Below are 21,913 nucleotides of genomic sequence, written 5' to 3'. Positions count from 1 at the left end.
AGTGCGGGGAAGATTCAGGGTGCAGCCCGTGGATCTTAAGGAATCCCTAAGGTTGCGCATGGCCCCGAGCATCGCCGGGATGCCAACACGAGCCGAACGGTTGATCAGTGTCACCGCAACGTTCCGGCTACCCGCTCCCGTCATCTGAGGCAGGAGCCCGGGAGGTGCAGTGACGTACGAGGAGTTCGCGGACACGCGACTGGCACCACTGCTGCGGTACGCGGTGATGCTCACCGGCGATCCGCATCAGGCGCAGGATCTGGTGCAGGAGACGATGGTCCGGGTCCAGTTGAACTGGCGGCGGGTCGCCCGGGCGGACTCGCCCGAGCGGTACGTGCGCCGGATGCTCACCAACCAGTACGTCGACTGGAAGCGCGGCTCGTGGATGCGCCGGGTGCTCCTGCGCGGAGAGCCCGACGAGTCCGTGCCGGCGTCCGCCGACCACGCCCAGTCGGCCGTGGACCGGGACCAGGTCTGGTCCTGGCTGTCCCGGCTGCCGCGCCGCCAGCGCGCGACCCTCGTGCTGCGGTACTACGAGGACCTGCCCGACGCCGAGATCGCCGAGATCCTCGGCTGTGCCGTCGGGACCGTACGTTCGTCCATCTCCCGGGCCCTGGCCACGCTCCGGGCCGAGTACGTGGAGGTTCGCTCATGATCGAGGATGACCTGCGTGCCGCCTTCGCTCGGCACGAGCCGCTGACCCCGCCGACCGGTCCACTGCGGGCCGCGATCGACCGCCTGGTGGCGCGTCGGCGTCGCCGTCGGCGGCGGTGGCAGGCCGGTGGTGCGGCGTTGGCGCTGCTCGGCGTCCTGGGGATCGGGGTGCCCCTGTTGACCCCGGAGCGCGCCGGGCCGCCACCGGTCGCGGATCTGCTCGGGGAGTCCAGCCGACCGGCTCCGACGGGCGCCCTGAACATCCTGCTGCTCGGCCTCGACGGCGAGGGGCCGGAGGCGTCGCGGTCGGATGCGCTGCTGCTGGTGCACATCCCGGCCGACCGCAGTCGCCCGTACCTGGTGTCGCTGCCACGTGACCTGGACGTGTCCATCCCGGGCCACGGCACGGAGAAGTTGAACGCCGCGTTTCCGTTCGGTGCCGGGTTCAGCAGGCCGCAGGCCGCGAAGGGCTACGAGCTGACCCGCCGTACGGTGGCCGAGTTGACCGGCGTACGGGTGGACGCCGGCGTGGTGCTGACCTACTCCACGGTGCGGACCGTTACCGACACTGTGGGCGGGGTGCCTGTGTGTCTGCCCGAGCAGGTGCGTTCGGTGCACACGAAGCGCGTCTTCCCGGCCGGGTGTCAGCGTCTCGGTGGGGCTGCGGCGGTCGACCTGCTCCGCCAGCGCTACGGCCTGCCGAACGGTGGCCAGGACCGGGAACGCAACGCCCGGCTCTTCGCCGCCGGTCTGCTCCGGCAGGCCGCCGACCAGGGCGTGCTCACCGATCCGGTACGCCTCGCCAGGCTGCTGGCCGCCGTCGGCCCGGACCTCGTGGTGTCACCCGACCGGGCCACCGCGCTGGACCTGCTGCGGCTCGTCCCGGCGCTGCGGTCGGTCGAGCCGGTCGGGCTCAGCCTGCCGGTCGTCGAGTCGGCCGGACCTGCCTGGCACCTGCGCCTCGACCCGAAGGGTGCGCCCGAGTTCCTGGCCGCGCTGCGGGAGGACCGGCTCGGCGATTGGACGGCCCGCCACCCGAAGCGGGTCGACGCCGTCCGTTGAGGCGGTGTGCGGCGACGCGCCCCGCCGTCCAGATCTGGACGGCGGGGCGGCCACGCGGACGTCAGGCGATGAACTGGGTCGTCCGACGCCGGGCGAGCAGGTAGCTGGCCACACCGGTGACGAGCAGCAGGCCCCCGATGCCGGCGAGCAGACCGGTGGGGGCACCGGTGATGGGTAGCGTGCCGCCGCCGCCACCACCGCCACCGCCGTCACCCGGGCCACCGTCGGCGGCCCGCGCGTTGACCAGGATCGTGGCCCTGTCGTTGGCCGGCTTGATGTCGTCCCCGAAGCTGCCGCCGGCGGGGCATTCGCACGGCGCGTTGACCCGCACCGCACCCCGGGCGTTGGGGATGACCCTGTCGATGCGTAGCTGGAAGTCCATGGTGTAGCTCTTGCCTGCCACCAGGAGCATTTCCGAGGCGCACAGGTACGTCCGGGTGCCCTGGCGCAGGTGGCAACCGAGGGGGATCCGGACGGCTGTGGTGCCCGGCGGCAGTTCGACGTCCGTGTGGGTGGCGGCCTCGTAGTCCGCGTTCACCTTGTCGAGCGTCGCCGGGCCGTTGTTCCGGAAGCCGACGGTTGCCGTGACGACCGCGCCGACGCCGCCCTTGAGGGTGTCGCCGATGGCCGCGAGGTCGGTGCCGTTCCTGCCGGTGACCCTGACGTCCCACCCGGTGTAGTCGAAGCCGGGGCCGACGTCGGTCTGGTCGGCCTGCCGCATCCTGCTGGGAGCCTCGGCCAGGGTCAGCTTCGCGCCGCCACCGCGGGTGGCCGCCCGGGCGCCGACGGCGTCGCGTACCCGGCCCAGGTCCTCGAAGTCGGCCTTGGTCATGAACTGGGCGTAGCCGGACTGGTTGCTCGGGGCGTAGGTGTCCCTGGCGAGTTGGAAGTCCAACGTGGTGCCGACTGCCTGGCCGACCGGGATCTCCTCGTCGAACTGGCAGGAGAGCAGGTGGTCGCCGGAGTAGAGGCAGTTGCTGAACCGGTCCGTGGCCCGGAACGAGTAGCGCAGGTCGAAGACCGCCACGAAACCCCGCACGGTCGTGGCGCCCACGTTGGCCACGACAAGCGGCAGCGTGACCGTCCCGCCTGGGGTGGTGGAGTGGTCGGTGAACGGACCGCCGGCCAGGTCGACCCCCTCGCCGATGCGGACCTGCGAGGTGTAGCTGCCGCGCTGCCCGCCGGCCGCCTCGAAGCTGACCGCGATGTCGCCGGAGTCGCCGAGCTGCGCGTCGTCGGTGGCGGCGATGCGTACCCGCTCGGCCACGCCACGGTGGATCCCGCTGCCCAGCGGCGGCAGTTCGCTGATGTCGATGCCGAAGGGATCATCGCAGACCAGGACACCCGGCTCCGGCGCCGTGCACGTCTGACCGTCGGCCGGGGCAACAGTGATCTTGCTGGCCAGGGAGCGGTAGTCGTACCGCAGGGAGACGTCGGTGAGGACCGTCGGCCCGTCGGCGAACAGGAACAACTGGCGTGTGACCGGCGCCGAGCCGACGGCCAGCGTGGAGTCCTGGAAGTAGGGCTCGACAGTGGGCGCGGCGGCGGCCACGGCGGGGGTGACGGAGGCGGCGACCAACGCGCCTGCGGCGCCGAGGCCTGCCAGCCAGCGGAACGGGTGCTTGAACATGGGGGTCCTCCCGTGGAAAACGGTGGCGCCCGTCCAACCTAGGGAGACGGCGGCATCTCCGGTGGCTCTGACGGATAGATGTCCGTCAAAAGGCCCGAACGGACTGCCACCTCTGCCGCAACGGGCAGCAGGCCCCGCGGTGGTTAGCGGTAGTCGTCCTCGTCCCCGGTGACCACCCGGGCCTGCTCCATCGCGTCCCAGTCGTCGACCTCCAGGCCCCGCTGCGGCTCGCCGTCGACGTCGGCGGGGCCGACCACCGTGGCCTGCTCGACGGCGTCGGCCGGCTCCGCCTCGGGGTCACGCTCGTCCGCGGCGAGGTGGTCGCCGGGGGTGAAGTCCTCGTCGGGCTGACCCATCGTCCCTCCCGGGGGTCTCGGTGCACGGTCCCCACCCACCGTACGGGCTGTGCCGGCGGCACGCCCGGAAGCCGAGTCGGCGGAATCGCCCCCTCGGGGGTGCGCGCCGATGCCAGGATGGGGCCGTGGGCTTCCTCATTCGACTGGCGATCACCGCTGTCGCGTTGTGGATCACCACGCTGATCGTGCCCGGGGTGGACGTGAACGGCCGCTCGGGCGGCAACACGGTCCTCACCCTGATCGTGGTCGCCCTGATCTTCGGCGTGATCAACGCGGTGCTCAAGCCCGTGATCAAGGTTGTCGGCTGCGTGTTCTACCTGCTGACCCTGGGCCTGTTCGCGCTGGTGGTCAACGCGCTGCTCTTCCTTCTCACCGACCGGATCGCCAGCGGGCTCGACCTGCCGTTCCAGGTGGACGGTTTCTGGCCGGCCTTCTGGGGAGCGATCGTGATGACAGTGGTCACCTGGTTGATCAGCGTCATCGTGCCGGACCACCTGGACCGGCGGTGAACGGCCGTACCCGGGTCGGTTGTTCCGACGCACCTCACCTACGGGATACTTCCGGGTGGAGGACAGCGCGGTCCGGCGCACACGTGAACAACAGCGGCCAGCACGGCCGAGAGTGGTAAGTAAGGAGCGCATCACATGCCCATCGCTTCCCCCGAGGCTTACGCGGAGATGCTGGACCGCGCCAAGGCTGGCCGGTACGCGTACCCCGCGATCAACGTGACCTCCTCCCAGACGCTGAACGCGGCGCTCAAGGGCTTCGCCGACGCGGAGAGCGACGGCATCATCCAGGTCTCCACGGGTGGCGCCGAGTACCTCTCCGGCCCCTCGATCAAGGACATGGTCACCGGCGCGGTCGCGTTCGCCGCGTACGCGCACGAGGTGGCCAAGAAGTACCCGGTGAACATCGCGCTGCACACCGACCACTGCCCGAAGGACAAGCTGGACGGGTTCGTGCGTCCGCTGATGGGCATCTCGCAGGAGCGGGTGAAGCGCGGCGAGCAGCCGCTGTACCAGTCGCACATGTGGGACGGCTCGGCCGTGCCGGTCGCCGAGAACCTCCAGATCGCGTCCCAGCTCCTCGACGAGGCCGCCAAGGGCAAGATCGTCCTTGAGATCGAGGTGGGCGTCGTCGGTGGCGAGGAGGACGGCGTCGAGAACGCCATCAACGACAAGCTCTACACCACTGTCGAGGACGGCCTGGCCATGGTCGAGGCGCTCGGCCTCGGCGAGAAGGGCCGCTACATGGCGGCGCTGACCTTCGGCAACGTGCACGGCGTCTACAAGCCGGGCAACGTCAAGCTCCGCCCGGAGATCCTGAACCAGATCCAGGAGGCGGTCGGTGCCAAGTACGGCAAGGACAAGCCGCTCAGCCTGGTCTTCCACGGCGGCTCCGGCTCCCTGCTCAGCGAGATCCGCGAGGCACTGGACTACGGCGTCGTGAAGATGAACATCGACACCGACACCCAGTACGCCTTCACCCGGCCCGTCGCGGACCACATGCTCCGCAACTACGACGGCGTGCTGAAGATCGACGGCGAGGTCGGCAACAAGAAGCAGTACGACCCGCGTACCTGGGGCAAGGCCGCCGAGGCCGGCCTGGCCGCCCGGGTCGTCGAGGCGTGCGAGCACCTGCGATCCACCGGCACCACGATGGCCAAGTAACGACGTTCGACAGGCGGCCGGCTCTCCGCACGGGGAGCCGGCCGTCGCCGTCAGGTCGTCAGGTCGTCAGGAGGCGTACGGCCTCGCGGACGTCGTCGGTGAGGTGGATCGTCGCCGACAGGTCGCCGAACGGCGAGGCCGCCAGCAGCGGGCGCAGCAACGCCTCCACCGGCAGCTCGGTGGTCCAGTAGCCACGATCCAGGAAGATGTACGCGCCGCTGGCCCCGTCGGTGCCGTAGTAGGTCTTGGTGGCCGCCTGGAACACCTCCTGCACGGTGCCCGCCCGCCCCGGGGCGAAGACGATGCCGCCCCGTGCGAGTCGCAGGATGGTGTCCTCCCGGATCGCGTTGGAGAAGTACTTGGCGATCCGACCGGCGAACAGGTTCGCCGGCTCGTGCCCGTACAGCCAGGTCGGGATGGCCAGCCCACCGGCGCGCGCCCATCCGGCGTCGGTGCCGCGCTGTCGGGGCACTCCCGCGTACCGCTGCCGGACCGCCAGCGCCGCCGCCGTGTACCGGTGGTGGTCGGTGAAGTCGGGCGCCGCCGCCAGCAGGTCGATAGCCGCCGTCAGCTCCGCCGCCGGCTGGTCCGCCAGGTACGCGCCGAGGTTCGCCGCCTCCATCACGCCGGGCCCGCCGCCGGTCACCACCAGCCGGTCGGCCCGCGCCAGCTCCCAACCCAGCACGGCAGCCATCCGGTACGCCGCACTGCCGCGCCGCACCGCGTGCCCGCCCATGATCCCCACGACCGACTGCGGCCCGTACGCGGACAGCCAGGCCCGGGTGGCGTCGCCCAACGCGTTGTCGACGCCGTGGTCGTGCAGCCGCTGGCCGAGCGCCTCCTTGACGTCCGGCAGCGCGCCGCCGTGCGCCCGGTAGTGCTCGTACACCCGGGTGTCGTACATCCCGGCGAACCCGCCCTCGGCGAACCCCTCGGCCAGTTCCTCAGGGGTGTAGAGGTGCGTCGGCTGGGTCGGGTACGGCAGCCCGGAGAACGGCGGCACCACGTTCGCACCGCGCCGGACCAGGTCCGCGCCCACGTCCCGGGAGGCGAACCGGCAGCCCACGAAGAGGGTGCCCGCTACCTCGATGCCTGTCAGGTCGGGCACCGGGTCGAGGTCGAGGCGCAGCCCCTGCACGGTCAGGCCGGTCAGTCGGCCGGTGGCCAACTGCCTGTCGAACTCGTCGCGGGTCTGGATCTCGTCGGTGTGCAGGTGCGGCTCGATGACGTCCGCGGGAGGTGGGGTCGGCACCCGGCAATCCTGCCCGCCCGCCGCCACCGGCCAAACCCGGGGCCGGCGGTGGCACGACAGGAGCCCGGTGGCCGTGGCCGCCGGGCTCCTGCGTAACCGGGTCCTGGGGAGGCTCCGGACCATTAGTTGTAACGGAAAACACCTGGCGGCGGCATAGGCCGCAGGCGTGAGCAAACCCTCAGCCGTTCAGCGGAACGCGCCGGCCGACCCGCTCGCGTGTCGCACTGTCCAGCGGGTTGAATGGGGCGATGCAGAACCTTTTGCCAGAGCCACCGGCCACCCTCCTGCCCGCGCACGACGAGGCTGACGCCGCCCTGGCCGCCGCCGAGGAGGCCGGCACGGACGAGGCGTTCGCCGAGGTGGCGGCCCGTTTCCCGACCTACAGCGCGGCGTGGGCCGCGCTCGCGGCCCGGGCGTTCGCGCAGGGCCAGGTGGTGACGGGGTACGCGTACGCGCGCACCGGCTACCACCGCGGCCTGGACCAGCTGCGCCGCAGCGGCTGGAAGGGCCACGGCCCGGTGCCGTGGTCGCACGAGCCGAACCGGGGCTTCCTGCGCTGCCTGTACGTGCTCTCCCGGGCCGCCGACGAGATCGGCGAGGCCGACGAGGCGGCCCGATGCGCCCAGTTCCTGCGCGACTGCGACCCGTCGGCGGCGGACGCGCTGGCCAGCAACTGACCCGTCCGAAGGCCGGCCCGACACCGGGCCGGCCTTCGGTGGGCTACAACCCTTCGGCGACCGCGGCGGCGATCTTGAGCCAGGCGTCCCGGGTGGCCGAGGAGAGCCCGCCGTACCGGATCGGCTCGCCACTGTCGATGAGCCGCTCGTACGGAGCCAGCAGCACCGCCCGCGTACGGGCCGCGAAATGCTCCTGGATCGCCGGCAGGTCGATCTCCTTGCGCGACGGCGGCATCGACACCACTGTCACCGCCTGCCGGACCAGCCGTTGCCTGCCGCTCTGCTCCAGGTGGTCGAGCATCCGGGCGGCGGTCTCCGCCGAGTCGTTACGGGCCGACATGGTGACCACCAACTGGTCGGTGGCGTCCATCGAGGCCTGCCAGTTCTGCGCCCGTACGTTGTTGCCGGTGTCCACGAAGATCAACTTGTAGAACCGGCTGACCACCTCGCGGATCTCGGCGAACGCGGCGGCCGTCAGCATCTCGCCGCCGGTGGCCGACTCGTCCGAGGCGAGCACGTCGAACATCCCCTCGCCCTGCGAACGGACGTACTGCGACAGGTCACCGACCCGCCCGTGCGCACCCTGGAACTGCCCGAGGTCACGCAGCATGTCCCGCACAGTGCGCGAGTGGAAGTCCTGCTGGGCCCGCATCCCCAGGGTGCCCTGCGTCTCGTTGTTGTCCCAGGCCAGCACGTAACCGCCGCGCTTCTGCCCGAACGTCATGGCGAGCAGCAGGATGGCCACCGTCTTTCCGGCACCACCCTTCGGGTTGACCACTGTCACCTGCCGCAGGCCACCGAAGTTGCGGCGCACCATCTCGATGTCCCGCTTGAGCTCCTGCTCGTGCCTGCCCGGCGACAGCCTCAGCAGACCCATCTTGTTGACCACCGCGCGTACGCCCATGGTCGCCACCGGCTCGGGCGGGCGGACCTGCCGGCGCCTCGCGAAGTCCTCGGCGGTCGGCGCGGCGGCGCTCTCCGGTGCCCAGGCGGCGTCCTGGTAGCCGGCCGCCGGCACCCGGGTCACCCCGTCCGCCTCCTGGTAATGCTGCGGCGGCGGTGGCGGAACTCCGGGCGTGCCCTGCTGCCACGGCGGGGGATACCAGCCGGGCGACGGCGGGAAGGGACCCGGCGGCGGGGCCGCCGCACCACCCTGCTGGGGCACGGCACCACCGTGCGGCGGGTCGCCGAACTGCGACGGGTCAGGTGGCGGCGGCAGCGGGACCTGGCCGGGGATCCCCGGGGAGTAGGTCTGAGCGGTGTAGGTCTGCCCCCCGCCGGCCTGCGGACCGGCCGCGCCACCGGACTGCTGCTGCGGCACCGTGGGCGGCGGGGTGGGAATCGGGGGCGTCGCGGTGGACGCCTCGTCGGAGGTGGGCTCGGCAGCGCTGGCCGGTCGCTGCGGCGGGTACGCCCAGGGTGAATCGGCGGGCGGTCGCGCCGTTCCGACAGTTGGCCCGTCCTGTCCGGCCCCACCGCCCTGCGACGACTCCGGCGCGGCGGCGGCCGCAGCCGTCGGGCCGCCTGCCTGCGGGCCGGCCGGGGCGCCTGCGGTCGGGGCGCCTGCGGTGGGGGCGCCGGCCTGACCTGCCGGGGCGCCTGCGGCCGGGGCGCCTGCCTGCGGGCCTGCCGGGCCGGCTGGCGCGGGGGCAGACGCCACCGGTTCGGCGCCGTTCGCGCTACCCGGGCGTGCGCTGTCGCCGCTGCCCGGGCTGTCGGCGGGCGCGGCGGACACCGCCGGGCGGTCCAGGGAGAACGGCATGTCCAGGTCGACGCCGCCCGACCCGACGGGAGGGGCGGGAAGGGGAGAGCCCGATTCCGCCGGCGACGTCCCCGTGCCGGGGGTGGTGCTCGCCACCTCGGAGGTGCTGGCGACGGGGATGCCGGCAACGGCGGCTCCGGTGTTGCCCGGCTGGTCCCGGCCCGCTGGCCCGGCCGTGCCGTTCGGCGGCACGTTCGGCGGGGCCGACACGGACGGCGCGGCCGGCACGTTCGGCGCGGGCGGGTCGGCCGGCGGCGGCCAACTCGGCTGCGCCGGCGCCCAGCCCGACGTGGGGCCGTTGTTCCCCCACCCGCCCGGTGCCGGTACCGCACCGGTGAGCGACGGGTAGTCCGACGGCGACGGCGGAGGTAGCGCCGGCGCCCCGGGCTGCCCGGGAACCGGTGGGCGGCCGATCGGCGGCGCCGCCACCGGCGGAGTCACAGGCGACTGCGCGGTCGACGGCGGTGTACCCCTCTGCTCGACGACCGACGCCCACGGCGGCACCACGCCAGCCGCGCCCGGGTCTGCTGGATCCGGCGGCCAGAGTGGCTCGATGTCCCGCTCCGGCGCCGGCTGCTGGCCGGGCTTCCGCGCCCGGTCGGCGTTTTCGTCCATTACGGCCCTCCCCAGTCCTCCTGCGAGGATAGGCGCACCCGCCGACCGGGGCCGGACGACGCAGCCGGGTCAGCTCGACCAGACCGCCCAGGCACCCGGTTCGATCCACCAGGACCGCTTCCGGGTCAGCTCACCCTCGACGCCGTCATCGAGGTAGGGCACCTTCTCCTCCCGGGGCAGCACCGACACGGCCCGCCCGCGAGCCCGGCGCACCTCCAGGCGTACCCGCTTGCGACCCAACGCCGAGCGGGCGACCACCGGCACGGCCACCGCGACCTCGACCTGGCCGTCGGCCGGGTCCGGCGCGGCCAACAGCGTCACGTCGTCGAGCGTCGCGTACCCGCCCGCGTTGCCCACCGCGCAGGCCAGCAGCGGTTCGTCACCGTTGGTGAGGACGGTGTCGTCCACCTCCACCCGGGCCCGCCAGTGCAGCGGCCGGCCCGCGTCGTCGGCGGCGCCGAGCAGAGCGCCGTCCAGGGTCACCGAGCCGCCGTCGTTGCGCAGCAGGTCCAGCCGGCGCGGCGTGCCGTCCAGCACCGCGGTGGCCACCGCCGCCGGGTCGCGCGGCAGACCGAGCTGCGCGGCCAGGTCCCGCTGAGTGCCGCCGCGCGCCGGGTCCAGCGGCAGGACGGCCACCGGCGGCAGGTCGGGCACGGTCCGGCCGTCGGCCAGGTCAGCCGGGCGGCGACTCGGCGCCGGCGCGTACCGCCGGACCAGCCGGCGGAGCACGGCGCGCAACTGCCCGTCGCTTGCCGTCGCGACGACCAGCCGGGTCTTGCTGTCCGGGTCGGGCCAGGTCAGGCCGTCCGGGCGGGCCGGTCCGTCGAACAGCGCCAGCACCTCGTCGATCTCCGCGTTCGAGCGGGCGGTGACCGTGTGCACCCGGGCGCCGCGGGCGTTCAGCGCGTCGGCGCAGGCCAGCACGGGAACGCGGGGCCGATTGGTGGCGCAGTGTTCCGCGTCGCCGGCCCCCGGGGTCTTGTCGGACTCGGTCGCGCCGCCGCAGCAGGCTCCGCCGCTGCCGCAGCCCCCGGAAGCGTCCCGCTCCGAATCGAGGGTGAGCAGCACCACGTCGTACACGGAAGGAGCCTCCTGCCTCTCGCCGCGACCCCTGCCGGCCGCGCCGTCACTACTTGTTAACCTGACACCCCGGGCTCGCCAACCGGTCGCCACCTGGCACCCGAGCCTTCTGGAGGCGGAAAAGATGCCAGCGATCGTGCTCCTCGGCGCTCAGTGGGGCGACGAGGGCAAGGGCAAGGTTACCGACCTGCTGGGTGAGCGGGTCGACTACGTCGTGCGCTACTCCGGCGGCAACAACGCCGGACACACCGTGATCACCCCGGACGGCCAGAAGTACGCGCTGCACCTGATGCCCTCCGGCGCGCTGTCACCCAGCGCGATGATCGTCATCGGCAACGGCGTGGTGGTCGACCCGAAGGTGCTGCTCGCCGAGATCGACGGCCTCGCCGAGCGGGGCGTCGACGTGTCCCGGCTGCGGATCTCCGGTGACGCGCATCTCATCATGCCGCACCACCGGGCACTGGACCGCGTGGTCGAGCGGTACCTCGGCTCGTCCCGAATCGGCACCACCGGCCGCGGCATCGGCCCGGCGTACGGCGACAAGGTCGCCCGGATGGGCATCCGGCTCCAGGACCTGCTCGACCCGGGCATCCTGCGCAAGAAGCTGGAACTCGCGCTGCGCGAGAAGAACCAGATGCTGTTCAAGGTCTACAACCGCAAGGCGATCGACCTCGAAGCCACAGTCGAGGAGTACCTGGCGTACGCGGAGCGGCTCAAGCCGTACATCGCGGAGACCCGCGCCATGCTCTGGGACGCCCTGGACCGGGGCGAGACGGTGCTCCTGGAGGGCGCCCAGGCCACCATGCTGGACATGGACCACGGCACGTACCCCTTCGTGACCTCGTCCAACCCGACCGCCGGCGGTGCCTGCGTCGGCGCCGGCATCCCGCCCACCGCGATCAACAAGGTCATCGCGGTGAGCAAGGCGTACACCACCCGGGTCGGCTCCGGGCCGTTCCCCACCGAGCTGTTCGACGAGAACGGCGCGCACCTGCGCAAGGTCGGAGCGGAGTACGGCACCACCACGGGCCGTGAGCGCCGCTGCGGGTGGTTCGACGCCGTGGTCGCCAGGTACGCCTGCCGCCTCAACGGCGTCACCGACCTGGTCATCACCAAACTCGACGTCCTCACCGGCCTCGCCAAGGTGCCGATCTGCGTCGGCTACGAGATCAACGGCGTACGGGTCGACGACATGCCGATGAGCCAGACGGACTTCCACCACGCCACGCCCATCTACGAGGAGCTGGACGGCTGGTGGGAGGACATCACCAAGGCCCGCACCGTCGATGAGCTGCCGGAGAACGCCCGCCGCTACATCGCCCGCATCGAGGAACTCTGCCGAACCCGCGTCAGCGTGATCGGCGTAGGCCCCGGCCGAGAAGAAAACGTGGTCCAACACCCCCTCCTCCCCTAACCCCCCGGCCCTCTTGCGGGCGTTGATCATGAAGTTATTGCCTCCCACCTCGGCGTGTCGTGGCAATAACTTCATGATCAACCAGCGATCTGCCCTGGGGTTATCCACAGGGGGTGGAGGGTTGTCCACAGGGGTGTGTTCCGGGTCTTTCACTCCTTCAGGGTTGTCGCGTGGACGCCTTGAACGTTGTGCGGCGGATTGCCGGCGAGCAGGACGGAATTGTGACGCTCGGGCAGGCGCGTCGCGCTGGCCTGAGCACCCATGAGGTACAGCGCTTCTGTCGGACCGGCCGGTGGCGCATCGTCGCGCGGGGCAGCTATCTCGTGGACGTCGATCTCTACGACCGCGTGCCCCGACGAGCGGAGATCAGGGCTGCGGTGGCGTCTTTCGGCCCGGCGGCAACCGCTGTGCTCTCGACTGCCGCCGAGCTGCACGGGCTGGCCGGGATGCCCGCCACCAAACAAATTCACGTGTCGGTGCCGGGCTCCGTCGCCAGGCCTGCTCGACTGGCCTACCCGGAGGTGACGGTCCATCAGTTGGTCGTCCCGCCCGAGCATCTCGTCCAGGTGAATGGGGTGAGCGCCACCGCGCCGCTGCGAACCCTCGCCGACCTCTGCCTGCGGGTTGATCGATTTCAGGCGGTCAGCGCGCTGGACTCGGCGGTTAATCGGCGCATCGTCACCGTCGATGACCTGCTCGCGATTCCACGACTCGTCCATGGGCGGCGTGGTGCGGTCGCGGCTCGTAGTTACCTCGCCGAGGTAGACGGGCGGGCGCAGTCGCCGCTGGAGACGCGCGCACGGCTCCGATGCATCGACGGCCGAGTGCCCCCTGACGCTCTGCAGCTCGAGGTCCGCGACGACGACGGCTATCTGCTCGGCATCGGAGACCTCGGCTGGCGCGTTCACCGGATCATCGCCGAGGCGGATGGTCGCGGCCCGCACGGCGTTCCCGAAGCTGTCTTCGCCGATCGCCGGCGGCAGAACCGTCTGGTCAACGCCGGCTGGACCGTACTGCGCTTCACCTGGTCGGACACCCTCCGCCCGGACTACATCCCGTGGACGGTCCGGCAGGCAATAGCCGCCGCCCAGCGCCGTTGATCATGCAGTTATCGCCGTGACACGCCGAGGCGGAGGGCAACAACTTCATGATCAACGGGGGTGGGTGGCGGGGACAGTAGGATTCCGGGTTGTGCGGGTTCTTTTGGTGGGTGGTGGCGGGCGGGAGCATGCGCTCGCGCTCGGGTTGGCTGCGGATCCGGCTGTTTCGGCGGTTGTTGCCGCACCCGGTAATCCGGGGATCGCCTCAGTGGCTGAGCTGCGGGCCGTGAGCGCTTCCGATCCGGCCGCCGTTGCGGCGCTGGCTGTGGAGACGGCTGCTGACCTGGTGGTGATCGGGCCGGAGGCGCCGCTTGTCGCGGGGGTCGCCGACGCGGTACGCGCCAAGGGCATCGCCGTGTTCGGCCCGTCGGCCGAGGCCGCCCGGCTGGAGGGGTCGAAGGCGTTCGCGAAGGACGTGATGACCGCCGCGAACGTGCCGACCGCGCGGGCGTACGTCTGCACCGACGAGGAGAGCACCGGCCGCGCGCTCGACGAGTTCGGTGCGCCGTACGTGGTGAAGGACGACGGGCTCGCCGCCGGCAAGGGCGTGGTGGTGACCGACGACCGGTCCGCCGCGTTGGCGCACGCCGCCGAGTGTGGCCGGGTCGTGGTGGAGGAGTTCCTCGACGGCCCGGAGGTCAGCCTGTTCGTGGTCACCGACGGTGAGGCGGCGCTGCCGCTGCTGCCGGCACAGGACTTCAAGCGGATCGGTGACGGCGACACCGGCCCGAACACCGGCGGCATGGGCGCGTACGCGCCGCTGCCCTGGGCTCCGCCCGGCCTGGTCGACGAGGTGATGCGCGACGTCGTGCACCCCACCCTTGCCGAGTTGCGGCGTCGGGGCGCCCCGTTCGCCGGCCTGCTCTACGTCGGCCTGGCGATGACCGCCGCCGGCCCTCGGGTGATCGAGTTCAACGCGCGCTTCGGTGACCCGGAGACGCAGGTGGTGTTGGCGCTGTTGGAGACTCCGCTTGGCGGGTTGTTGCACGCGGCGGCCACGGGCACGTTGGCCGAGCATCCGCCGCTGCGTTGGCGGGACGGCGCGGCGGTGACCGTGGTGCTCGCCGCGCAGGGCTATCCGGCGGCGCCGCGTACCGGTGATGTGATCACCGGCGCGGACCGCGAGGGCATCATCCACGCCGGCACCGCGCGGCGGGCCGGCGACGGGGCGTTGGTGTCCGCCGGGGGCCGGGTCCTCTGCGGTACGGCCACCGGCGCCGACCTGGCCGCCGCCCGCGACGCCGCGTACGCGCTTGTGGACGGGGTGGAGTTGGCGGGCTCGCAGCACCGCACCGACATCGCCGCCGCGGCGGTCGACGGCCGGATCACCATCCCGGGTTGAGGGACGGGCCGGAGGGCGATTCAGCCGTAGTAGCGGCGCAACTCTCGGGTGAGCACCTTGCCCGTGGCGTTGCGGGGCAGGTACTTCACGAAGATCACGTCCCGGGGGACGGAGAACCGGGCCAGGTAGTGGCGGACGTACTCGCGGACCGCGTCGGGGTCGAGGGTCTCGTCGGGGTGCAGTGCGAGGAAAGCGGCGAGTCGCTGGCCGTACTCGGGGTCGGGTACGCCGATCACCGCGGCCTCACGGACCTGCGGCAACCTGGCGATCAGGTCCTCCACCTCGGACGGGAAGACGTTCTCCCCACCGGAGACGATCATGTCGTCGGCTCGGCCGTCGACGAAGAGCAGCCCGTCCGCGTTGAGTCGGCCGAGGTCGCCGGTGTCGAGCAGCCCGTCACGGGTTTCCCGGCTGGCTCCGGAGGTGTACCCCTCGAAGAGCATCTCGTTGCCGACGAAGATCCGTCCGACGCTGCCGTCGGACACCGGCTTGCCCTCGTCGTCGAGGATCGCGAGGCGGGTGCCGTGGGGCGGCCGGCCGGCGGTGGTCGGCGCCTGGCGCAGCTCCGGCGGGCCGGCGATGGAGGCCCAGGAGACCTCGGTGGAGCCGTAGAGGTTGTAGAGCACGTCGCCGTAGACGTCCATGAACCTGGGCGCCAGCCCTCCGGGCAGGGCCGAGCCGCTGACGGCGACGACCTTGAGTTTGGGGCGCGGGTCCGGCGGCGGGACCTCCATCAGGCGTTGGATCATCACCGGTACGGCGAACATGGCGTCGCAGCGGTGGGTGACCAGGGCGGTGAGCGTGGCGGCCGGGTCGAAGCGGCGCTGCAACACGATTGTGGCGCGGAGCGCGAAGCACACCTGGAGTGCGGCGAATCCCCAGGTGTGGAAGATCGGCGCGGCGATCATCACGCGGTCCCGGACGTGCAGGGGGATGCGGTCGATGATGGACACCAGCGGGCCGAAGCCGCTCGGTGTGGGCCGGCGGGCGCCCTTGGGCGCACCTGTGGTGCCGGAGGTGAGCACGATGATCCGGCCGTCGCGCTCCGGCGGGCGCAGCTCACCTGGCAGTGCGCCGACGACGAGTTCCTCGCGGGCGTGTTCGTCGAGGCGGGGAAGTTCGGCGGGCAGGCCGATGACCCGCTCGGCGAACTCGTCGTCGTGCACCAATAGACGGAGTCGTTGCTCCTCGGCGACGGTGGCCAGTTGGGCGGCGGAGAGGCCGGTGTTGACGAGGACCGAGTCGACGCCCAGCAGGGTGGCCGCGACTATCGTCTCGATCAGCCCGCGGTGGTTGCGGCAGAGCACGCCGATCCGGTCGCCGGCCTGTACGCCGAGCCCGGCCCGCATCGACCGGGCCATCCGTTCGGCTCGGTCGAGCAGGTCGTGGTAGGTCAGCTCGGTGCCGTCCTCGTCGATGAGGGCCAGCCGGCCGGGGTCGCGTGCGGCTGCCTGGCGCAGCTCGCCGGCGAGGCTCCACCCCCAGGTGCGCAACGCGTTGAGCTGCGAGGCGATCCGGACCGGCCGGCCCGGGGTGAGCAGGCCGCGACGGGTCAGCGTGGCAACGATGAACGGCAGGTCCATGCCGCAGACCTCCTTGTCGGGGCGGTACGCGGACAGCCCCGTCCGTCGGGGCGTCTTCCTTGATCATGCACCGGGCGTGGCAGCGGGCCCAGCCTGCGTCGACGGGGGGTGACGAAGACGGCACGGATAGGTAGAGGGACGCCGCCCGGGCCGGATCAGCAGGTGTCCGACCCGAGCGGCAGCCGACCCGAGGGTCAGCGGATCTGCATTCCGGAGATTGCCCGCGAGATGACCAGCCGCTGGATCTCCGAGGTGCCCTCGAAGATGGTGTAGATCTTGGCGTCGCGGTACCAGCGTTCGACCGGGTGGTCGCGCAGGAAGCCGGCTCCGCCGAGCAGCTGCACCGCCTTCTCGGTGACCGACACCGCCACCTCGCCGGCCTTGAGCTTGGACATCGAGCCCTCACCGGCGGTGAACGGACGGTTGTTGCGGCCCATCCAGGAGGCCCGCCAGACGAGCAGCCGCGCGGCGTCGATCTCCATCCGCATGTCGGCGAGCGCGAAGGCGACGGCCTGGTTCTCGATGATGGGCCGTCCGAACTGGACCCGGTCCTTGGCGTAGTCCAGCGCGTACTCGTAGGCGGCCCGGGCCACGCCGAGCGCCTGCGCGCCCACCGTGGGTCGGGACAGCTCGAAGGTGCGCATGGCGGCCTGCCCGCTGGCCCGTTGCCCGGAGCGGGCGCGGGACAACCGCTCGTCGAGGGAGTCCTTGCCGCCGAGCAGGCAACGGCCGGGTACGCGTACCCCGTCGAGGAAGACATCGGCGGTGTGCGACGCGCGCAGGCCGAGCTTGCGCAGCTTGCGGGTGGCGGTGAGGCCGGGGGTGCCCGGCGGTACGACGAACGCCGCCTGGCCCCGGGAGCCGAGCGTGGGGTCGACGGAGGCGGTGACCACGTGCACGCCGGCGATGCCGCCGTTGGTGGCGTACGCCTTCTGGCCGTTCAGCACCCACTCGTCGGTTGCCTCGTCGTAGACGGCCCGGGTGCGCATCGCGCCGACGTCGGAGCCGGCCTCGGGTTCGCTTGTGCAGAACGCGGCGACGGCCGGCGAGTCGACGTCGCCGAAGCACTGTGGCACCCACTCGACCATCTGGTCGGGGGTGCCGGCGCCGTAGATGGCGGCGACGGCGAGCGAGGTGCCGAAGATGGACAGGCCGATGCCGGCGTCACCCCAGAAGAGTTCCTCACTGGCGATCGGCAGCGACAGCCCGGTCGGGTCGGCCCAGCAGGTGGCGAGGAACTCGAAGCCGTAGAGGCCGACCTTGGCGGCCTCCTGGATCACCGGCCAGGGAGTGTCCTCGCGTTCGTCCCACTCGGCGGCGGCCGGGCGCACGACCTCGGCGGCGAAGCCGTGCACCCAGTCGCGTAGATCCCGCTGTTCCTCGTTCAGGTCTAGCGAGAACTCGCCCATGTCAGGCCTTGGGGATGTCGAACAGGTTGGCGATGTTGGCGGCGAGGCCGAGGTCGCCCTTGGCCTTCAGCTTGCCGGTCATGAACATCATCACCGGGTTGGCGCCACCGGAGACGATCTTCAGGAACTCGACAGGGCCCATGGTGAGGCTCAGCTTCGGGTCGTGCTGCGGGGTCTCGTTCACGTCGCACTTGCCGTCGGCGATGACGACCTCGTAGGTGTCGTTGCCGCCGTCCGGACGCCCGGTGATGATCCAGTGGATGACCGCGTTGGTGGAGCCGGCCCGGTCGGCGCGGAACAGCGACGGCATCCGGCCGAACACCTCGCCCAGGATCTTGCCGCGCAGGTCACCGGACATCACCTGGGCGATCTTGTCGTCCGGGGTGGACTTGACCAGCTGGGCGAACTCCTTGGGGCCGACATTGGCGAAGGTGGCCGGGTCGAAGTCAGTCATCAGGTGTGCCTTCCGGAAGATTTGGCTACTCGTGCGTAACCCTACGCACGAGTAGGTATGCTCGCAAGGTGTCCACCGTCCCCGCCTTCAAGCGCCTGCCACGGGCCGTCCGCGAGCAGCAGATGCTCGACGCGGCAGTGAAGGTCTTCTCCCGGCGCGGCTTCCACGCCGCCAGCATGGACGAGATCGCGGAGGACGCCGGCATCTCCAAGCCCATGGTGTACGCGTACCTGGGCACCAAGGAGGAACTCTTCGTCGCCTGCCTGCACCGGGAGGGGACCCGGATGATGCAGGCCATCGCCGGTGCCGCCGCCCCGGACCTGCCGGCCGACGAACGGCTCTGGCGCGGGCTGCGGGCGTTCTTCGGCTTCGTGGGCGCACACCGCGACGGGTGGGCTGTGCTCTACCGGCAGGCCCGGGGCGAGCAGCCGTTCGCCGGCGAGCTGGCAGCCATGCGGGCCCGGTTGGTCGAGGTGGTCGCCGGGATGCTCGACCACGCGCTGCGCGCCGAGGGCCGCGAGATCGCCGCCATCGACCTGGAGGTCGTCGCGTACGCGCTTGTCGGCGCGTCCGAGTCGCTCGCCGACTGGCTCGCGGACCATCCGGACGCCGACCCGGAGAAGACGGCCACCCGCATGATGAACGTGGCCTGGCTCGGCGCCGCCCAACTCCTGCACGGAGTCACCTGGCGTCCGCCTGTCGACTGACCACTTGGACGTCACCGCACCGGGGTCCGGCCCAGCGGCGCGGTCACCGACGCCGGCCGCGCGGGCCGGCGGCGCTTGCGCAACCAACGGACCACCTCGACGACCAGCGTCACCGTCAGCGCGAGGCCCAGACCGAGTAGCAGCCCCCGCAGCGGGTGGCGAAGCTTCAGGTGGCCAACCGTGTCCAGGTGGCGATCCTGGTGTACGACGCCGATCTGCTGTGACGTGCTCGCCCGTCAGTGCCGGGAGGCGGCCTGGCGGTGCGCCCGACGGCGCAGCCACCGGATCCCCTCCAGTCCGAACGTGACGACCACCGAAATTCCCACACCGGCCAGCACGCCCTTCACCGGGTCTCGTTCGAAGGCCAGCCCACCGAAGTAGCCGAGCAGTCCGCAGTACAGCGCCCAGCTGACCGTCGCGATGCTGTCGTACAGCAGGAACGGCCGCCGGGGATAGCGCACCGCCCCCATGGTGAGAGTGACGGCGGTGCGGCCGCCCGGCACGTACCTGCTGGTGGTCAGGATCATCCCGCCGCGCCGGTCCACGGCGCGGCGGGCCCACTCGGAGCTGGCCCGGCGGCGGCTGCCGTCGGGCAGCCGGGCCAGCCGGCGTGCGCCGCCGCCCCGACCGATGGCGTACGAGATGTGGTCGCCGACCAGCGCGCCGATGGCGGCGCTCACGATCACCAGGGTCAGGCTGGGGTGCTCGCCGCTCGCCGCGAGCACCCCCGCGGTGATCACCGCTGCCTCGCCCGGCACCGCGGGGAAGAACGCGTCGACAGCGGTGAGCCCGAAGATCACCAGGTACACCCAGGGTGACGTGACGGTCCCACGCAGGAGGTCGAGCAGGGCGTCCATGCATCAATGCTCGCCGGGCGTGCGCCGCTCGGTGGCCGAGTCGCCGGATCGCCCCCTCCGGACGTCAGGCCGAGCACACCAGGGCCGGCGGGGCGAGCAGCGGGCCGTGCGGAGTCTTGTCGTCGGCGGTGGGGCCCCGCGACGTGAGCACCACCGGTGCGCCCAGCTCCGCGCGTAACGCCTCCGCCCAGTCGGCGGGCGGATCGTCGTAGACCGGGCGGGAACGCAGCAGGCGGTCCGTGAGCGCGGCCTGTCGGTCCAGGTCACCGGGTGGGCCCGGGGCGAGCCACGCGGTGGTGTCGTAGCGGCGGCAGATCCGCAGATCGGGGCCCGCCAGGTCGAGGTGGGTGAGCGCCAGGCCGTCCACCCCGCCGGCCACGTCGAGGGCGTACCTGTGGGCGACCGCGTCGAAGTGGCCGAACCGGAACCGGCCCTGCCACGGGTTCGTCGGGTTGTGCGGGTCGGCGAAGGGCAGGGCCGGGTCCTCGGTCACCAGCGGGCCGGGCCCGTGCCGGGTGGTGACCACGCGCAGCACCCCGATCCGGGTCACCTCGCCGGCCAGACCCGCCTCGGCGAGCAGACTGTCGGCGTTGGCGAACGTCGTGGTGCTCCACGTCGTGTACGGGTGGAAGCCGTGCCACTCGTCCAGCAGCACGCCCTGCGCGCCCTCGAAAACGCAGGTCCCGGCGCGCAGTGCTCCGGCGAGCCACGCCCCGTCGACGATCGCGACCCGCCCGGCGAACCCGCTGAACGCGGGCAGGCAGTCCTCGACCGGCGGCGCGTCCAGCCTGCCGAGTTCGGCGGTGAGCCGATCCCGCAGGGCGGTCAACCTGCGGCGCAGCAGCGCCGGTCGGCGGCAGTCGGCGACCCGGGGCGCGTCGTCGGGGTGGGCGAGACCGTACGCGACGGCCTCACCCACCCCCAGCCCGCAGGAGCCGTGCCGGTCGGCTCCCCGGGCGATCTCGCGGGCCCGGTTGGCGGCCCGGTGGTACGGGGTGGCGAGCAGCGCGTCCCCGTCGACGGTCAGCCGGTCCAGCGCGTCGGGCACCCCCACCGTGGCGAGGTGGTCGGCCTCGGCGGCCAGCGCCAGCGGGTCCACCACCACGTGTCGCGACAGGTGCGTACGTACACCCGGGTGGAACGTGCCCGCCCCGAACTGCGCGAACGTGTGGTGCCGCCCGTCGCGCATGACGACGTTGTGCGCCGCCTGCGCGCCCCCGTTGAAGCGGACCACCGTGTGCACCGGGCGGGTGGCGCAGAGCCAGTCCACGACAGTGCCCTTGCCGGCGTCGCCGTAGCCGAGGTCGACCACCGCCACGTGCCTCACAGCCGGGTCACCCCACCTGCCGTGTCGCGGAACGCCGGCAGCGTCGACACCTCGGCCCGCCGCCCCCGGCCGAGGCGGGCCAGGGCCTTGGAGACGGTCCGGGTGGCACCGGAGCCGGCGCGGTCCAGGTGGCGAAGACCCTCGTCGAGGTCGATGGCCTGCTCGCCGAGGCCGATGGTGAGCGCGATGGTCTCGCAGACCGCGTCGAGGTCGTCGAGCACGACGGCGTTCTGCCCGAGCAGGTCCCGCCAGAAGTCCAGGACCTTGGCGTTGCCGGAGTAGTGGCTGCCGGCGGGGAGCAGGTAGTAGGTGTCCCAGCGGCGGGTCACCTCGTCCACGACCTGCCGCAGCGGCAGGTCCTCGGCCAGCTCGTCGCCGATCAGGCCGGTCACCTCCCGCGCCTTGACCTGCGGGTACGCCAGCTCGTCGCCGATGATGAACAGGTAGCCGCGCCGGCCGCGCTTCTCCCAGTTGTCGGTGGTGGTGTGCCGGGCCATGAAGTACATGGCCAGCTCGTACGACTCGGTCATCTGCCCACCGCCACCGCCTTCGAGGACGATCCGGCCGAGGTCGTCGTCCATCCGGTTGTCCGACTCGAACTGGCCCACCTGCAACGGCACCCGGTCGCAGGTGGCGTCGCCGATCGCGCCGAACATGATCTGCGGGTCGCTGGCGTAGCCCTGCCGTTGCAGCAGCCCGAGCAGCTGCGGCAGCTTGGTCTGCAGGACGCGCGGCACCTTGAGCATCGAGCCGGTCACGTCGAAGAGCACCGCGACTGGCGTCGAGCGGGGGTGCTCGTCCGAGTCGCGGCTCTCGCGTGTCGCGTCGCGGGGGTCGAGCGCGGGGTGCACGGTGCGCGCCCCGCTGTCGCTGTAGGAGAACGCGCTGCGGCCGGTCCTGCGCCGGTAGTGGTCGGCGGCGTCGTACACGTCGGTGGACCAGGTTCCACTGCCCATGACAGC

The 21,913-nt window shown here is 72.0% G+C and carries 21 protein-coding genes; 10 read left to right on the top strand and 11 right to left on the bottom strand.

Features of this window, described 5'->3' with window-relative positions; all coding sequences use genetic code 11:
- The first annotated feature begins 169 nt into the window (after positions 1-169).
- Positions 170-655, top strand: coding sequence for a SigE family RNA polymerase sigma factor (locus AB0N27_RS17000; protein ID WP_364369788.1), 486 nt, complete (start codon positions 170-172; stop codon positions 653-655).
- Complete coding sequence (locus tag AB0N27_RS16995) at positions 652-1,716, top strand: LCP family protein (protein ID WP_364369785.1); 1,065 nt, start codon at positions 652-654, stop codon at positions 1,714-1,716. Before AB0N27_RS17000 ends, AB0N27_RS16995 begins: the two co-directional genes overlap by 4 nt.
- Before the next feature lie 61 nt (positions 1,717-1,777).
- Here AB0N27_RS16995 and AB0N27_RS16990 read toward each other — a convergent pair whose 3' ends face one another.
- Both AB0N27_RS16990 and AB0N27_RS16985 read right to left on the bottom strand, forming a co-directional pair.
- Positions 1,778-3,346, bottom strand: coding sequence for an LPXTG cell wall anchor domain-containing protein (locus tag AB0N27_RS16990; protein WP_364369782.1), 1,569 nt, complete (start codon positions 3,344-3,346; stop codon positions 1,778-1,780).
- A gap of 143 nt (positions 3,347-3,489) precedes the next feature.
- Entirely contained in the window at positions 3,490-3,702 is a 213-nt protein-coding gene (locus AB0N27_RS16985) for a hypothetical protein (protein ID WP_364369779.1), read from the bottom strand.
- 125 nt (positions 3,703-3,827) lie between these two features.
- Here AB0N27_RS16985 and AB0N27_RS16980 point away from each other — a divergent pair, with 125 nt between their 5' ends.
- Together AB0N27_RS16980 and fbaA are read left to right on the top strand one after the other, a co-directional pair.
- Positions 3,828-4,211, top strand: a complete 384-nt coding sequence (locus AB0N27_RS16980; RefSeq protein ID WP_364369776.1) for a phage holin family protein — start codon at positions 3,828-3,830, stop codon at positions 4,209-4,211.
- 135 nt (positions 4,212-4,346) lie between these two features.
- Positions 4,347-5,372 (top strand): class II fructose-bisphosphate aldolase, encoded by a 1,026-nt coding sequence (fbaA, locus tag AB0N27_RS16975; RefSeq protein ID WP_354815565.1) that lies wholly within the window; start codon positions 4,347-4,349, stop codon positions 5,370-5,372.
- A 58-nt stretch (positions 5,373-5,430) separates the two neighbouring features.
- Here the strand turns inward: fbaA and AB0N27_RS16970 are convergent, their stop codons facing one another.
- Positions 5,431-6,624, bottom strand: coding sequence for a hypothetical protein (locus tag AB0N27_RS16970; RefSeq protein WP_364369773.1), 1,194 nt, complete (start codon positions 6,622-6,624; stop codon positions 5,431-5,433).
- Positions 6,625-6,872: 248 nt separating this feature from the next.
- Between AB0N27_RS16970 and AB0N27_RS16965 the strand changes: the two genes are divergently transcribed.
- A complete protein-coding gene (locus AB0N27_RS16965; RefSeq protein ID WP_357990730.1) occupies positions 6,873-7,301 on the top strand; it encodes a DUF3151 domain-containing protein in 429 nt (142 codons plus the stop codon).
- Between the two features lie 43 nt (positions 7,302-7,344).
- On the opposite strand, the gene AB0N27_RS16960 is transcribed toward AB0N27_RS16965, so the two are convergent.
- Positions 7,345-9,063, bottom strand: a complete 1,719-nt coding sequence (locus AB0N27_RS16960) for a chromosome partitioning protein (RefSeq protein WP_364369758.1) — start codon at positions 9,061-9,063, stop codon at positions 7,345-7,347.
- Between AB0N27_RS16960 and AB0N27_RS16955 the strand changes: the two genes are divergently transcribed.
- Complete coding sequence (locus AB0N27_RS16955) at positions 9,062-9,412, top strand: hypothetical protein (protein ID WP_364369755.1); 351 nt, start codon at positions 9,062-9,064, stop codon at positions 9,410-9,412. The genes AB0N27_RS16960 and AB0N27_RS16955 overlap by 2 nt on opposite strands.
- A gap of 335 nt (positions 9,413-9,747) precedes the next feature.
- Here the strand turns inward: AB0N27_RS16955 and AB0N27_RS16950 are convergent, their stop codons facing one another.
- Complete coding sequence (locus AB0N27_RS16950; RefSeq protein WP_364369752.1) at positions 9,748-10,758, bottom strand: diacylglycerol kinase family protein; 1,011 nt, start codon at positions 10,756-10,758, stop codon at positions 9,748-9,750.
- 124 nt (positions 10,759-10,882) lie between these two features.
- Here AB0N27_RS16950 and AB0N27_RS16945 point away from each other — a divergent pair, with 124 nt between their 5' ends.
- From AB0N27_RS16945 to purD, 3 genes are all read left to right on the top strand, one after another.
- The gene (locus AB0N27_RS16945; protein WP_364369749.1) at positions 10,883-12,172 is read left to right on the top strand and encodes an adenylosuccinate synthase; all 1,290 of its coding nucleotides are present in this window, start codon (positions 10,883-10,885) and stop codon (positions 12,170-12,172) included.
- Positions 12,173-12,342: 170 nt separating this feature from the next.
- Positions 12,343-13,272, top strand: a complete 930-nt coding sequence (locus tag AB0N27_RS16940; RefSeq protein ID WP_364369746.1) for a type IV toxin-antitoxin system AbiEi family antitoxin domain-containing protein — start codon at positions 12,343-12,345, stop codon at positions 13,270-13,272.
- Positions 13,273-13,363: 91 nt separating this feature from the next.
- Positions 13,364-14,614, top strand: coding sequence for a phosphoribosylamine--glycine ligase (gene purD, locus AB0N27_RS16935; protein WP_364369743.1), 1,251 nt, complete (start codon positions 13,364-13,366; stop codon positions 14,612-14,614).
- A 20-nt stretch (positions 14,615-14,634) separates the two neighbouring features.
- Here purD and AB0N27_RS16930 read toward each other — a convergent pair whose 3' ends face one another.
- The 3 genes from AB0N27_RS16930 to AB0N27_RS16920 form a co-directional block, all read right to left on the bottom strand.
- Positions 14,635-16,197: an AMP-binding protein gene (locus tag AB0N27_RS16930; protein ID WP_364369740.1), complete on the bottom strand. Its 1,563-nt coding sequence runs from the start codon at positions 16,195-16,197 to the stop codon at positions 14,635-14,637.
- A gap of 194 nt (positions 16,198-16,391) precedes the next feature.
- Positions 16,392-17,606: an acyl-CoA dehydrogenase family protein gene (locus AB0N27_RS16925; RefSeq protein ID WP_364369737.1), complete on the bottom strand. Its 1,215-nt coding sequence runs from the start codon at positions 17,604-17,606 to the stop codon at positions 16,392-16,394.
- A 1-nt stretch (position 17,607) separates the two neighbouring features.
- On the bottom strand, positions 17,608-18,060 hold the full coding sequence (locus AB0N27_RS16920) for an SCP2 sterol-binding domain-containing protein (protein ID WP_364369734.1): 453 nt from the start codon (positions 18,058-18,060) through the stop codon (positions 17,608-17,610).
- 68 nt (positions 18,061-18,128) lie between these two features.
- Here AB0N27_RS16920 and AB0N27_RS16915 point away from each other — a divergent pair, with 68 nt between their 5' ends.
- Positions 18,129-18,767 carry a TetR/AcrR family transcriptional regulator gene (locus AB0N27_RS16915; protein WP_364369731.1) on the top strand — a complete coding sequence of 213 codons (639 nt, stop codon included), beginning with the start codon at positions 18,129-18,131 and terminating at the stop codon, positions 18,765-18,767.
- Between the two features lie 236 nt (positions 18,768-19,003).
- On the opposite strand, the gene AB0N27_RS16910 is transcribed toward AB0N27_RS16915, so the two are convergent.
- The 3 genes from AB0N27_RS16910 to AB0N27_RS16900 all read right to left on the bottom strand — a co-directional run bounded on the left by AB0N27_RS16910 (position 19,004) and on the right by AB0N27_RS16900 (position 21,907).
- Entirely contained in the window at positions 19,004-19,624 is a 621-nt protein-coding gene (locus AB0N27_RS16910; protein ID WP_364369729.1) for a DedA family protein, read from the bottom strand.
- A 64-nt stretch (positions 19,625-19,688) separates the two neighbouring features.
- Complete coding sequence (locus AB0N27_RS16905) at positions 19,689-20,951, bottom strand: adenylosuccinate synthetase (protein ID WP_364369726.1); 1,263 nt, start codon at positions 20,949-20,951, stop codon at positions 19,689-19,691.
- A complete protein-coding gene (locus AB0N27_RS16900) occupies positions 20,948-21,907 on the bottom strand; it encodes a hypothetical protein (protein ID WP_364369723.1) in 960 nt (319 codons plus the stop codon). The genes AB0N27_RS16905 and AB0N27_RS16900 overlap by 4 nt, the downstream gene beginning before the upstream one ends.
- Positions 21,908-21,913: the final 6 nt, after the last annotated feature.

It is taken from the genome of Micromonospora sp. NPDC093244 (assembly GCF_040683695.1).
In the GTDB taxonomy this organism is placed as follows: domain Bacteria; phylum Actinomycetota; class Actinomycetes; order Mycobacteriales; family Micromonosporaceae; genus Micromonospora.
The sequence above is the reverse complement of the archived record's forward strand: the minus strand, read 5'-3'. Positions and strand labels throughout refer to the sequence as shown.